Genomic DNA, 11,724 nt, shown 5'->3' on the forward strand with positions numbered 1-11,724 from the left:
AACTATGACAGGCGCCTCTAGGCGGGGCGCCCGATCCGCTTGATCTCCCAGTCCAGCTGGACGCCGGTCTTTTCCAGCACGTCGGCGCGGACGGCCTCGCCCAGGCCTTCCAGGTCGGCGGCGGTGGCTTCGCCGGTGTTGATCAGGAAGTTGCTGTGCAGCGGCGAGAACATCGCCCCGCCAAACGGCTTGCCGCGCCAGCCGGCCTCGTCGACCAGCTTCCACGACGAGTGGCCCGGCGGGTTCTTGAAGGTCGAGCCGCCAGTCTTTTCGCGGATTGGCTGGGTGGTCTCGCGCCGGCTGGTGATCTCGGCCATGCGGGCCTTGATCGCCTCGGGTTCGTCGGCGGTCCCCTCATAGATCGCATCCAGCACGATCAGGTCCGCGCCCATCAGCGCGCTGTGGCGATAGGTGTAGCCAAAGCCGTCGCCGGCGATCTCCGACACCTCGCCCTGGCGGCTCATCACCCGCGCGGACTTGATGACGTTGACGGTCTCGGAGCCATAGCAGCCGGCGTTCATGATCACCGCGCCGCCGATCGTGCCGGGGATGCCGGCATAGAACTCCAGCCCCGCGATGCCGGCCTCGGCCGCCTTGCGGGCCAGGATGGCGTCCGGCACGGCCGAGCCGGCCTTGATGCGGTTTTCGCCCAGCGGCTCGACGCCGTTGAAGCCCTTGCCCAGCCGGATGATCACGCCTTCGACGCCGGCGTCGCGGACCAGCAGGTTCGACCCCACGCCGATGGCCAGCACCGGCACGCTCGGATCCAGCGCCTTCAGGAAGTCGGACAGGTCCTGCTCGTCGGCCGGCAGGAACACCACATCGGCCGGACCGCCCACGCGGAACCAGGTGAACGGCGCCAGGGCCTCGTCGATCAGCAGCTTGCCGCGGACGGTCGGGAGTTTGGTTTTCCAGCTCATGCGAGGGCTCTAGCGCGTCCTGGATCGTTTCTCAAAGTGCTCGACCGTCCACCAGGCCAGAACGAGCAGGATGCCAGCGACGATCAGGGCGAGGTGCGCCCAGTGCTCGGCCGGCGTGACATAGGTGACGCCGCCAGGCTGCTTCAGCGCCACGACAAACGGGTCTTCGGGCGCCTTGGGCCGCTGGGTGGTCAAGAGCTTGGTGAACCACCAGCTGCCGACCAGGTACGCAATCACCGCGACGACGATCGCGGCCTTGGTCGCGAGCCAGCGGTTCAGCTTCACTTGCTCAAGGCTTCCAGCTGACCGGGCAGAGCATAGGACCACGACGTGATGTCGCCCGCGCCCAGCAGCACGACCAGGTCGCCGCTGGCCGCCTCGGCCGCGATCAGCTCCGGCAGGGCCGCCGGGCTCTCCAGGGCCAGGGCGCGGCGGTGGCCGAACTTCTTGAGGCCTTCGACCAGGTGGTCGCGGTCGACGCCCTCGATCGGCTGCTCGCCGGCCGTATAGACGTCGGCGACGATCACTGTATCGGCGTCGTTGAAGCAGCTCGAAAACTCGGTCATCAGGTCGCGCAGGCGCGTGTAGCGGTGCGGCTGGACCACGGCGATGACCTTGCCTTGCGTCACCGCGCGGGCGGCCTTCAGCACGGCGGCGATCTCGACCGGGTGATGGCCGTAGTCGTCGACGACGCGGATACCGTTGGCGACGCCCGTGGTGGTGAAGCGGCGCTTGACCCCGCCGAAGCCGGCCAGGCCCTTGGCGATCGCCTCGGCGTCGATGCCCAGCTCGCGGGCCACGGCCACGGCGGCGGTGGCGTTCAGCACGTTGTGGTGGCCGGCCATCGGCATCTTCAGGCCGTCATAGCGGATCGGCTCGCCATTCAGCGGCGACACGACGATGTCGAACTTGGCGCCCTCGGGACCCATCTCGATGTTGGAGACTCGGACCTCGGCCTGCGGGTTGGTGCCATAGGTCACCAGGCGGCGGTTCTCGATCCGCGAGGTCAGGGCCTGCACTTCCGGGTGGTCGGTGCAGACGGCCGCGAAGCCGTAGAACGGGATGTTCTGGATGAAGTCCTGGAAGCCCTTCTTCACCGCGTCGAAGTCGCCCCAGTGGTCCAGGTGCTCGGCGTCGATGTTGGTGACGATGGCCACGGTCGACTTCAGCTTCAGGAAGCTGCCGTCGCTCTCGTCGGCCTCGACGACGATCCAGTCGCCCTCGCCGACCTTGGCGTTGGTGCCGTAGGCGTTGATGATGCCGCCGTTGACGACGGTCGGGTCCAGGTCGCCGGCGTCCAGCAGGGCCGCGACCATCGAGGTCGTCGTAGTCTTGCCGTGCGTGCCGCCGACGGCGACCGAGAACTGCAGGCGCATCAGCTCGGCCAGCATCTCGGCGCGGCGCACCAGCGGCAGGCGCTTGTCGCGGCCGGCCGCCATCTCGACATTGTCGGCCTTGATGGCGGTCGAATAGACGATCGCCGACGCGCCTTCGACATTGGCCGCGTCCTGGCCGATGAAGATGCGCGCGCCCAGCTTCTCCAGCCGTTCGGTATTGGCGCTGGCCTTGGCGTCGCTGCCCTGAACGGTGTAGCCGATACGCAGCATGATCTCGGCGATGCCGGACATGCCTATGCCGCCGATGCCGATGAAGTGCACGGGGCCGAGTTCGAAGGGGACGGGGCGTCGACGCTGGATCATGAAAAGCCGATTAGACCAATTCCGCGCGGTGGGAAACGCCCTCATGGCGCTCGTCGTGTGCGCAACGCCCGCAGCGGCTCAGGCCCAGCTTGAACTGCGCCTGGCCGACGTCGGCCGCTTCGCCGTGTTCGTGGACATGGGGAGCGTGCAGTGGACCGGCCGGACGGCTAAGCTCCGCGTGCTCCAAGTGACCGAAGGCGGCTTCAAGGCCGGCGCCGAGGAGTTCTGGGGCGGCTGGCGGCACGAAGTCATCGACTGCGAAGCCCGCACCATCGCCCACGCGGGCTTCGGCAGCATCCGCGCCGGCGGCCGCGAGGGTCCGGTGACGGGTGATCTCCGTCCGGCCGCGCCCCTGCCGGCGGGCAGCGCCGACGACGCGGTGGCCAAGGTGGTGTGCGATGGCTGGAAGTCGTTCGCCAAGATCCCGGTCGCGACCAGCGTCGAAGCGGCCGTCGGCATCGGCCGCCCGCTGATCGAGACCGGCGCCGAGCCCTAAGCCTCCCAGTCCAGCCATTCGCCGGGCTTGAGGGCGCGGACGGTCACGCCGCGCCGCCTCCCCTCGCCCTGCGTGCGCTGCAGGGCGTCGGCGATCTCCTCGTAGCCGTCGGCGCCGCGCACGCCGTAGTGGATCGGGACCAGGACCTTGGCGCCCAGCACCTTGGCGGCCGCGACGGCCTGGTCGGGGTTCATGACGCTGGAGACCTCGGCGGCGGGCTGGCGCCAGGCGAAGCGCGCGCCGTTGATCGGCAGGAATGCCGCATCGAACGGCCCCAGCTTGGCGATCTGCCACCAGGCGCCATGCCACAGGGTGTCGCCGCCATGCAGGATGCGCTTGCCGCCGCCGCTGATCACCCATGAGACCTGCGGGTCGCCATAGCCGTCGACGGCGGGCACGGCCGTGGCCACGAAGTCGCCGCCCAGGATCTGCGGCTCCCACATCGGCGCGCTGCGGATGCGGGTCACGCCCGGCGCGACCAGGGCGCCGGCGCTGGCCGGATAAAGCAGCAGCCCCTGGTCGCCCAGGGCCTTGGCCACGGCCTTGGCGTCGAAGTGGTCGGAGTGGCGGTGGGTGATCAGGGCGTAGCGGTCGCCCTTGAAGTCATCCAGGGCCGGCAAGGCGTCGGGCAGACCGTCACCCCAGACCGCGCGATCGGCCAGCAGGTCGACGCCCAGGGTGGCGGTCGGCAGCGACAGCTTGATCCCCGCCCAGGCCAGGCGCTGGACGCGGAGCGTGGCGGGCTCGGCGGCACGGGCTCGCGAGGCCAGCAGGGTGGCGGCGCCGAGCAGGCCGCGACGGGTCAGGGCGCTCACAGCGGGTTGAAGCCAAAGAGGCGCACGCCCGTCTCCGAGCGCGGCTGATGGCGGCTGTTGGCGTCGAAGAACAGGTAGCTGCCGGGGCCGTAGCGATCCTCGCCCTCGATCATCTCGCCCGAGATCACGAACACCGACTCGCCGAACACGCCGTGCTGGTCGACATGCGGCCACTGGGCGCCGGCCTCGATGTCGACGAACCAAGCCCGCACCGCGCCCAGGGTCGGCACGTCGCGCCGCCAGCAGCCGGGGCCGACCTTGACGGGCGCGATGTCGTCGGGATTGAGATGGGTGAGCATGCGTACGTCGCCTCCGTTGGGTGTCAGACCCTAGGAAGCGGCGGCGCCGGAATGGACCGTGATTGTGTCGCGTAGGCCGGCGGTTCGCCGGTTCGGAGGCTTAGGTGCAGGCGCTGGACGACAAGGACGAGACCCTGCTGCTGGCCCTGGAACGCAACGCTCGCGCCAGCGTCGTGGCCCTGGCCCGCGAGATCGGCCTCTCCCGCAGCGCCACCCAGGAGCGCCTGGCCCGCCTGGAGCAGAGCGGCGCGATCGCCGGCTACACCGTGCTGCGCGGCCGCGCCGACGTCCGCGCCCGCCTCAGCGCGTGGCTGATGATCCGCCACGGTCCCGGCGGCACCTGCGCCCGCACCACCGCGCCGCTGAAGAAGATTCCCGAGGTGAAGGGCGTCCAGGCCCTGGCCGGCGATCCCGACCTGCTGGTGCAGATCAGCGCCCTGGACGCCGCCGACCTCGGCCGCATCGCCGACACCATCCGCGCCCTGCCCGGCGTCGGCGAGGTCACCACCCACGTGGTGCTCGCCGATCATCTGCGGCGTTAGCGGGCGGTCCGTTCCACCAGGTCCGCCAGGGCCTCGGCCGCATTCGGCGTCGCCACGCTGCGCGCGCCTTCGGCCATTCGCGCCAGGCGCTCGGGGTTCTTGAGCAGCGCGTTGAGGGCGCCCGCCATGGCGTCGACGGTCAGTTCGTCCTCAAGGCACACGGCCGCGCCGCCCGCCTCTTCCAGGAGCTTGGCGTTGAAGCGCTGGTGGTCGTCGGCGGCGATCTTCAGGGGGACCAGGATCGAGGGGCGGCCGGCGACGGCCAGCTCGGTGCAGGTCGAGGCGCCCGAGCGGCCGACGACCAGGTGCGACTGGCGCAGATAGCCGGCCATGTCGCGGAAGAACGGCGCGACCTCGCAGTCGACCATGGCGTTGCGATAGGTCTTGCGCGCGCCTTCCATGCTCTCGGCGCGGGCCTGCTGGAACACCTTCAGGCGGCCGCGGATGTCCTCGGGCAGCTTGGCGATCGCTTCGGGGATCAGCTCGGACAGCAGACGGGCGCCCTGGCTGCCGCCGGTCACCAGGATGCGCAGCTGCACTTCCGGGGCGATGTAGGGCACGTCGTAGAGCGCGCGGACCGGCGGGCGCACGGGATTGCCGACGACATGGGCGCGGGCCTGCACGGCGGGTTTGGCCAGCTGCAGGGTCGGGAAGGCGCAGGCGACCTCGTCGACGCGCGGAGCCAGGAAGCGGTTCACGCGGCCCAGGACCGCGTTCTGCTCGTGGATCACCGTCGGGCGCTTCTGGCTGAGCGCGCCCAGCAGGGCCGGCAGGGCGGGATAGCCGCCGAAGCCGACGACCACGGCCGGGTCCAGGCGCTTGAAGGCCGCGCGGGCCTCCAGCACGCCCTGCATGACGACGAAGCCGGCCTTGATCATGCCCAGCGGATCGTTGGACTTGGCCGTGGCGGCCGACAGCGCCAGGCGCTCCTCGGCCGGGAACTTGTCGGCGTACATCGCGCCACGGTCGTCCGTGGCCAGCACGACGCGCCAGCCGCGCGCGGACAGGGCCTCGGCCAGCGCCTGGGCGGGGAACATATGGCCGCCGGTTCCCCCGGCGGCGACGACTGCCAGCTTGCTCATCTTAAGCGAACGCGCCGCCCAGGCTGAACTCGCCCGTCGCCCCATAGGCGCCGGGGCGCTTACGCACCAAGGCCAGGGCCATGCCCAAAGTCAAACCCATCGCGAGCATCGAAGAGCCCCCGTAACTGATGAACGGGAGCGTCATGCCCTTGGTCGGGATCATGTTCAAGTTCACGGCGATATTGATGATGGCCTGCTGGCCCACCAAAACGAACAAACCGGCCGCGGCGACCTGCTCGAACGGCTCGTTCAGCTTCATGGCCTTGTACAGGCCGCGCACCACCACGAAGGCGAACAGAGCGATCAGGGCCCACGAGAAGATCAGGCCATATTCCTCGGCCGCCACGGAGTAGATGAAGTCGGTGTGCAGGTCGGGCACGTGGCGTTTCATGACGCCCTCGCCCGGACCGCGCCCGAACAGGCCGCCGGCCCGGATGGCCTCGGCGGCGCGGGTGATCTGGTGGGTGTCGGCCTGGTCGGGGCTGAGGAACTTCTGCACGCGGGCGTGCACGTGGTCGAACAGGAAGTAGGTCGAACACAGACCCGCCAGCGCCACCGCGCCCAGGCCCATGATCCACGAGATCGGCACCCCGGCCATCCAGAAGGCGGCCCCGAAGGCGATGGTGATCAGCACCGTCTGGCCGACGTCGGGCTGGATCAGCAGCAGGGCCACGGCGATGAAATAGAGCAGGAAGGCGATCGAGACGCCGGGCACGCCCTCGCCCTTCTGGCCTTCCGAGAACATCCACGAGACCAGCACGATCAGGGCCGGCTTCATGAACTCGGACGGTTGCAGGGTGAAGCCGCCGAATTGCAGCCAGCGGGTGGCGCCCTTGGCGTTGTGGCCGACGAACGGCAGGGCGATCATGATGGCGATCGCGCCGATATAGATGAAGAACGCCGCCCTTCGGATGCCCTTGGGCGACAGCATCGACACGCCCAGCATCAGCACCGACGAGGCGCTGGCGAAGAAGCACATGCGGATGGCGAAATGGAACTGGTCGTCGATGCCGATCCGCTGGGCCGCGGCCGGGCTGGAGGCGAACGACAGCAGCATGCCCAGCGTGACCAGCAAGGCGGTCGCGCCCAGCAGCCAGCGATCGGTCGTCCACCACCAGATGCCGAGCGCGGTGCGGTCGGTGCGGGCGAAGGCATGTGTCGCGTTGGAGGCCATGGCCGGAGAGTCGGACCGCAGGGTTAATCAAAGCTTGCTGCGCCGTTGTACGCCGGTGGACATGCGGCGAAAAGCGCGTGGATGACGACCCGATCCGGGCTAGGAAGACGCCATGTCCGCCACCAACGACCTCCGCACCCTCGAAACCGCCACCGACGACGCCCAGCGCAACAGCCTGGCGCTGAGCCTGGCCGAGCAGAAGACGCCGGGCCTGGACGCCGTCCTGGTCCGCCTGATCCAGCGCCCCGAGCTTGCCGACAAGCGCGGCACGCTGGTCCACGCCCTGGGCTATCTGGACTGCTCGGACCATGTCGGCCTGCTGGTCGGGCTGGTCCTGACCGGCGGCTTCGAGGTCGCCCACGAGGCCCTGCAAGCGCTGGAGACGGTGGAAGAAGCCGACGGCGACGACATCGAGGAAGCTTTCGACCTGTTCCAGAAGGTCCAGGCCGATCCGAACCTGCCGCCGTGGCGCAAGGAACTGATCGAAGACCTCGCCCAGATGTTCGACTAGCCCAGCACCTGATTGGTCCAGCCGACGATCTGGGCCGTGCTCATCGCCCCGGCCTGGCGCGCGACCGGCACGCCGTCCTTGAACAGGATCAAGGTGGGGATGCTGCTGACGTTCAGCGCGCCGGCCGCCGCGGGCTCGGCCTCGGAATCCAGCTTCAGCAGCCGCACGGCCGGCTCCAGCTGGCGGGCGGCGGCCTCGAAGTTCGGGGCCATGGTCCGGCAGGGTCCGCACCACGGCGCCCAGACGTCCAGCAGCAGGGCCGTTCCCTTGGTCAGGCGGCGATGACGCGCCAGGTCCGCGCCGGTCACGGCCGTGGGCTTGCCGGTGAACAGCAGCGCCTTGCACTGTCCGCACTTGGCCGACAGCGGATCGCGGTCCTGCGGCAGGCGATTGCCGGCGCCGCACGCGACGCAAACGACTTGTGACATCGGCATGGGCCTCCTTCGCCCTTCCAACCCGCCCCCTTGGAAGGCTGTTCCCCTGAAACACGAATGGCTCAGCTTGAATTCGCCGGCCAGCCGGTGATCATGGTCAGGGTTGTAGGGGCGTATGTGTGGCTGACGAGGGTTCCGACAAGACCGTGCTGGAAGGCGCCGGGGTCTATTTCCTCAGCGTGGTCGAGGCCAGTCAGGACTGTATTCGCGTGATCAGCGCGGATGGCGCGGTCGAATACATGAACGCCCAGGGCCAGTCGCTGTTCGAGATCGAGGATTTCGACGGCCGCAACCGCCAGCGCTACTGGCCTGACATGTGGCCGCCCGAAAGCCGCGACGCCGTCGAGCAGGCCCTGCACGCCGCCCAGGCCGGCCATGCCGTGGCCTTCCGCGCCTATTGCCCGACCGCCAAGGGCTCGCCGCGCTGGTGGGACACCACCGTCTCGCCGATCCTGGAGGACGGCCGGGTGACCCGCGTCCTCGCCACCTCGCGCGACGTGACCGGCGAGCGCACGGCCGAGGCTCACCGCCAGCTGCTGGTCAACGAGCTGAATCACCGGGTGAAGAACACCCTGGCCACCGTCCAGTCGATCGCCAAGCAATCGCTGCGCAACGCCGGCGTCGGCCTGGACGTGCGCGACGCCCTGGAAGGCCGGCTGATGGCCATCGCCGCCACCCACAACGTGCTGACGGACCAGAACTGGTCGGCCGCCAGCCTGCGCCAGATCGTCGACGGCTCGGTGGCGCCCTACAGCGCCAATCCCAGCCAGCTGACCATTACCGGCCAGGACCTGCAGGTGTCGCCCAAGCCGGCGGTGGTCATGGCGCTGGCCTTCCACGAGCTGGCCATCAACGCGCTGAAGTACGGCGCCCTGTCGGCCCCCAGCGGCCATGTCGACATCCGCTGGTCGATCCAGTTCGGCGACCAGCTCTATATAGAATGGGCCGAGCGCGGCGGTCCGGCCGTACGCCCGCCCGAACGGCGCGGCTTTGGCTCGCGGATCGTCGAGATGGCCCTGCCCAACGAGCTGGGCGGCGCGGTCAAGGTCGACTACCGGGCCGACGGCCTGCGCTGCTCGATCCGCTCGCCCCTGGCGGCGCTGGACAAGGTCGACGCCTTCATGCCGCTGGCGTGACGTCCTTAAGGCCGCATCAACGACACTTCCCGTAGGCTGACTGGAACAGCCATGGGGTTTTCGGTGCCTGACGACGGCGGTACGCCTTTGAAATCCTTCGGCGCCGCCATGGCCGCCGGGCGCACCACGGGCTTTGACTATCTGCGCCTGGGCCTGGCCACGACCGTCCTGTGCAGCCACAGCATCGACGTCTCGTACGGCCTGCGGTTCGCGAGCGATTTCGAGAACGGCCCGATCCGCCCGTTCATCGCGCTGATCCTGCCGATGTTCTTCGCCCTCAGCGGTTTCCTGGTCGCCGGCAGCCTGGAGCGTTGCCGCTCGCTGATCTCGTTCATGGGCCTGCGCCTGATCCGCCTCGTGCCGGCCCTGGCGTTCGAGACCGTGCTGGCCGCCCTGACCCTGGGTCCGCTGCTGACCAGCCTGCCGCTGGCCGCCTATTTCAGCGACAGCCTGCTGGCCCGCTACTTCCTGAACATCGTCGGCGACATCCAGTACCTGCTGCCCGGGCTATTCGAGGGCAATCCGTGGGCGCGAACCGTCAATGCCCAGCTCTGGACCCTGCCCTACGAGCTGATCTGCTACACCGCCCTGGCGACGCTGGCCCTGTTCGGCCTCCACCGCCATCGCCGGCTCTTCGCGCTGGTGGTCGTGGCCGCCAACCTGATCCTGCTCGCGCACTACGTCATCAGCGCCGCGAACGCGGGCTGGAACGCGCAGCCGGTGGCGCCCGGGCCGGCGCTGGTGCTGGCCTTCCTGTATGGCATCGTCCTCTATCTCTATCGCGACAAGATCGTGCATTCGGCGCGCCTGGGCGTGGTCGCCGCCGTGCTGGCGCTGGCCCTGCTGATCCATCCCGCGACCGACTACCTGGTCCCGCTGCCCGCCGCCTATGTCACGGTCTGGCTGGGCTTGATGCGCCCGCGCCCGTCGGTGCTGACCGAGCATGGCGACTATTCGTACGGCATCTTCCTGTTCGGCTTCCCGATCCAGCAGGCGGTGACCCAGCTGGTGGGGCCGTCGTTTCAACACTGGCACTGGAACATCGCCATCGCGCTGCCGCTGACGATCCTGTTCGCCATGGTCTCGTGGCACGCCGTCGAGAAGCCCTCGCTGGGGCTGCGCCATCCGCTCAAGCGTCTCGAAGCTCGCCTGCTGGCCGTATCCGAAAAGACCGACGCGGCGGCCAAGCAGCCCGCCTAGGCGACCGCCGACTTATTGCCGCCCGCGACCAGTCCGTTCACCGCCGCGCGGAACGCTTCGCCGCGCGCCTCGAAATCGCTGAACTGGTCGAACGACGCACAGGCCGGCGACAGCAGCACGATGGCGTCCTCGCCGCTGGCCTGCGCGTCGGCATAGGCCTGCTGCACGGCCTTCTCCAAGGTCACGCTCAACGAGATCTCGGCCTTGCCGGCCAGGGTCCAGGAGAACGGCTGGGCCGCCTCGCCGATCAGATAGGCCTTGGCGATGCGCGGGAAGAGGTCCTTCAGGTCGTCGATGCCGCCGGCTTTGGCGACGCCCCCGGCGATCCAGTAGAACTTCGGATAGGACGACATCGCCTGGCGGGCGGCGTCGGCATTGGTGGCCTTGCTGTCGTTGACGAAGCGGACCTTGCCGATCTTGCCGACCGTCTCCATCCGGTGGGCCAGGCCCGGGAAGGTCATCAGGCCGTCGACGGCGTCGTGGGTCGGGATGCCGATGGCGCGCGCGGCGGCGTAGGCGGCGGCGGCGTTCTGCCAGTTGTGGCGGCCCGGCAGGCTGCGGGCGCGCAGCAAGTCAGCGACCTCGACCACGCGCTCGCCGGTGGCGTCGTACAGCACGCCTTGCAGGGCGTAGACGCCCCGGCCCATCGCCTTGCCGGCGCTGATCGGCCAGATCGTGCGGCGGTTGGCGGCGGTGATCTCGGTGCAGATCTGCTGGCACCAGGCGTCGTCGACGCCGATGATCGCGGTGTCGCCCTTGCCCTGGTTCAGGAAGATCCGGCGCTTGGCGGCGATGTAGCCTTCCATGCCGCCGTGACGGTCCAGGTGGTCGGGCGAGATGTTCAGCAGCACCACCGCGTCGGGATGCAGGCTGGAGGTCAGGTCCAGCTGGTAGGACGACAGCTCCAGCACGTAGACCGCGCCGCCGTGCATGTCTTCCAGGCCCAGAACACCCTGACCGATATTGCCGCCGATGCGGGTGTCGCGGCCGGCCGTGGCGCACAGGTGGCCGATCAGGGCGGTCGTGGTCGACTTGCCGTTGGTGCCGGTGATGGCGATGATCTTCGGGCGCTTGTGGGCCGGCGCGGCGTTGACCGTGCGGGCGAAGAGCTCGACGTCGCCCAGGATCTCGACGCCGGCGGCCTTGGCCTTGTCGACGGTCCAGTGGGGCTTGGGATGGGTCAGCGGCACGCCCGGCGACAGCATCAGGGCGGCGAACTGGCTCCAATCGGCGGTCTGCAGGTCGACGACGGGGAAGCCCTCGGCGGCCGCGGCTTCGCGGCTCTCCGGCTTCTCGTCCCATAGGGCGACCTTCGCCCCACCCGCGATCAAGGCGCGCGCGGCCGTCAGTCCGGTGCGGCCCAGGCCGAACACCGCGACGGTCTTGTCCTCGAATCCGCGGACGGGGATCATGCT

General features: G+C 69.3%; 14 protein-coding genes. 5 read left to right on the forward strand and 9 right to left on the reverse strand.

The genetic code is table 11. The features are described 5' to 3' along the window. Positions 1–17 precede the first annotated feature (17 nt). From murB to murC, 3 genes are read right to left on the reverse strand one after another with little or no spacing between them, the layout of a single operon-like run. Positions 18–920: a UDP-N-acetylmuramate dehydrogenase gene (murB, locus tag AC1RR5_RS25645; protein WP_492926405.1), complete on the reverse strand. Its 903-nt coding sequence runs from the start codon at positions 918–920 to the stop codon at positions 18–20. 9 nt (positions 921–929) lie between these two features. Further along, the gene (locus AC1RR5_RS25650) at positions 930–1,205 is read right to left on the reverse strand and encodes a hypothetical protein (RefSeq protein WP_492926407.1); all 276 of its coding nucleotides are present in this window, start codon (positions 1,203–1,205) and stop codon (positions 930–932) included. Beyond that, positions 1,202–2,620: a UDP-N-acetylmuramate--L-alanine ligase gene (murC, locus tag AC1RR5_RS25655; protein WP_492926409.1), complete on the reverse strand. Its 1,419-nt coding sequence runs from the start codon at positions 2,618–2,620 to the stop codon at positions 1,202–1,204. Before murC ends, AC1RR5_RS25650 begins: the two co-directional genes overlap by 4 nt. Here murC and AC1RR5_RS25660 point away from each other — a divergent pair. After that, a complete protein-coding gene (locus AC1RR5_RS25660) occupies positions 2,619–3,116 on the forward strand; it encodes a hypothetical protein (RefSeq protein ID WP_492926411.1) in 498 nt (165 codons plus the stop codon). The genes murC and AC1RR5_RS25660 overlap by 2 nt on opposite strands. On the opposite strand, the gene AC1RR5_RS25665 is transcribed toward AC1RR5_RS25660, so the two are convergent. Beyond that, the gene (locus tag AC1RR5_RS25665) at positions 3,113–3,931 is read right to left on the reverse strand and encodes an MBL fold metallo-hydrolase (protein ID WP_492926413.1); all 819 of its coding nucleotides are present in this window, start codon (positions 3,929–3,931) and stop codon (positions 3,113–3,115) included. The genes AC1RR5_RS25660 and AC1RR5_RS25665 overlap by 4 nt on opposite strands. After that, the gene (locus AC1RR5_RS25670; protein ID WP_492926415.1) at positions 3,928–4,230 is read right to left on the reverse strand and encodes a cupin domain-containing protein; all 303 of its coding nucleotides are present in this window, start codon (positions 4,228–4,230) and stop codon (positions 3,928–3,930) included. Before AC1RR5_RS25670 ends, AC1RR5_RS25665 begins: the two co-directional genes overlap by 4 nt. A 104-nt stretch (positions 4,231–4,334) precedes the next feature. On the opposite strand from AC1RR5_RS25670, the gene AC1RR5_RS25675 reads away from it, so the two are divergent. After that, on the forward strand, positions 4,335–4,772 hold the full coding sequence (locus AC1RR5_RS25675; protein ID WP_492926417.1) for an Lrp/AsnC family transcriptional regulator: 438 nt from the start codon (positions 4,335–4,337) through the stop codon (positions 4,770–4,772). On the opposite strand, the gene murG is transcribed toward AC1RR5_RS25675, so the two are convergent. Together murG and ftsW are read right to left on the reverse strand one after the other, a co-directional pair. Beyond that, the gene (gene murG / locus AC1RR5_RS25680) at positions 4,769–5,854 is read right to left on the reverse strand and encodes an undecaprenyldiphospho-muramoylpentapeptide beta-N-acetylglucosaminyltransferase (protein WP_492926419.1); all 1,086 of its coding nucleotides are present in this window, start codon (positions 5,852–5,854) and stop codon (positions 4,769–4,771) included. The genes AC1RR5_RS25675 and murG overlap by 4 nt on opposite strands. Before the next feature lies 1 nt (position 5,855). Continuing rightward, positions 5,856–7,028, reverse strand: coding sequence for a putative lipid II flippase FtsW (gene ftsW / locus AC1RR5_RS25685; protein WP_492926421.1), 1,173 nt, complete (start codon positions 7,026–7,028; stop codon positions 5,856–5,858). Positions 7,029–7,140: 112 nt separating this feature from the next. Between ftsW and AC1RR5_RS25690 the strand changes: the two genes are divergently transcribed. Beyond that, the gene (locus tag AC1RR5_RS25690) at positions 7,141–7,539 is read left to right on the forward strand and encodes a hypothetical protein (RefSeq protein ID WP_492926423.1); all 399 of its coding nucleotides are present in this window, start codon (positions 7,141–7,143) and stop codon (positions 7,537–7,539) included. Here AC1RR5_RS25690 and AC1RR5_RS25695 read toward each other — a convergent pair. After that, positions 7,536–7,967, reverse strand: coding sequence for a thioredoxin domain-containing protein (locus AC1RR5_RS25695; protein ID WP_492926425.1), 432 nt, complete (start codon positions 7,965–7,967; stop codon positions 7,536–7,538). The genes AC1RR5_RS25690 and AC1RR5_RS25695 overlap by 4 nt on opposite strands. A 125-nt stretch (positions 7,968–8,092) precedes the next feature. On the opposite strand from AC1RR5_RS25695, the gene AC1RR5_RS25700 reads away from it, so the two are divergent. Further along, the gene (locus tag AC1RR5_RS25700) at positions 8,093–9,109 is read left to right on the forward strand and encodes a sensor histidine kinase (protein WP_492926427.1); all 1,017 of its coding nucleotides are present in this window, start codon (positions 8,093–8,095) and stop codon (positions 9,107–9,109) included. A 63-nt stretch (positions 9,110–9,172) separates the two neighbouring features. Next, positions 9,173–10,309, forward strand: coding sequence for an acyltransferase family protein (locus AC1RR5_RS25705; RefSeq protein ID WP_492926429.1), 1,137 nt, complete (start codon positions 9,173–9,175; stop codon positions 10,307–10,309). On the opposite strand, the gene murD is transcribed toward AC1RR5_RS25705, so the two are convergent. After that, on the reverse strand, positions 10,306–11,721 hold the full coding sequence (gene murD / locus AC1RR5_RS25710; protein ID WP_492926431.1) for a UDP-N-acetylmuramoyl-L-alanine--D-glutamate ligase: 1,416 nt from the start codon (positions 11,719–11,721) through the stop codon (positions 10,306–10,308). The genes AC1RR5_RS25705 and murD overlap by 4 nt on opposite strands. Between the last annotated feature and the right edge of the window lie 3 nt (positions 11,722–11,724).

This window comes from Caulobacter sp. GW821-FHT11E11, from assembly GCF_058808315.1.

What these genes read in the sequence shown, in the direction of transcription:
- AC1RR5_RS25670 (WP_492926415.1), bottom strand. Translation starts at nt 4,230, where the DNA reads ATGCTCACCCATCTCAATCCCGACGACATCGCGCCCGTCAAGGTCGGC.
- AC1RR5_RS25690 (WP_492926423.1), top strand. Translation starts at nt 7,141, where the DNA reads ATGTCCGCCACCAACGACCTCCGCACCCTCGAAACCGCCACCGACGAC.
- murD (WP_492926431.1), bottom strand. Translation starts at nt 11,721, where the DNA reads ATGATCCCCGTCCGCGGATTCGAGGACAAGACCGTCGCGGTGTTCGGC.
- AC1RR5_RS25660 (WP_492926411.1), top strand. Translation starts at nt 2,619, where the DNA reads ATGAAAAGCCGATTAGACCAATTCCGCGCGGTGGGAAACGCCCTCATG.
- murG (WP_492926419.1), bottom strand. Translation starts at nt 5,854, where the DNA reads ATGAGCAAGCTGGCAGTCGTCGCCGCCGGGGGAACCGGCGGCCATATG.
- murB (WP_492926405.1), bottom strand. Translation starts at nt 920, where the DNA reads ATGAGCTGGAAAACCAAACTCCCGACCGTCCGCGGCAAGCTGCTGATC.
- murC (WP_492926409.1), bottom strand. Translation starts at nt 2,620, where the DNA reads ATGATCCAGCGTCGACGCCCCGTCCCCTTCGAACTCGGCCCCGTGCAC.
- ftsW (WP_492926421.1), bottom strand. Translation starts at nt 7,028, where the DNA reads ATGGCCTCCAACGCGACACATGCCTTCGCCCGCACCGACCGCACCGCG.
- AC1RR5_RS25695 (WP_492926425.1), bottom strand. Translation starts at nt 7,967, where the DNA reads ATGTCACAAGTCGTTTGCGTCGCGTGCGGCGCCGGCAATCGCCTGCCG.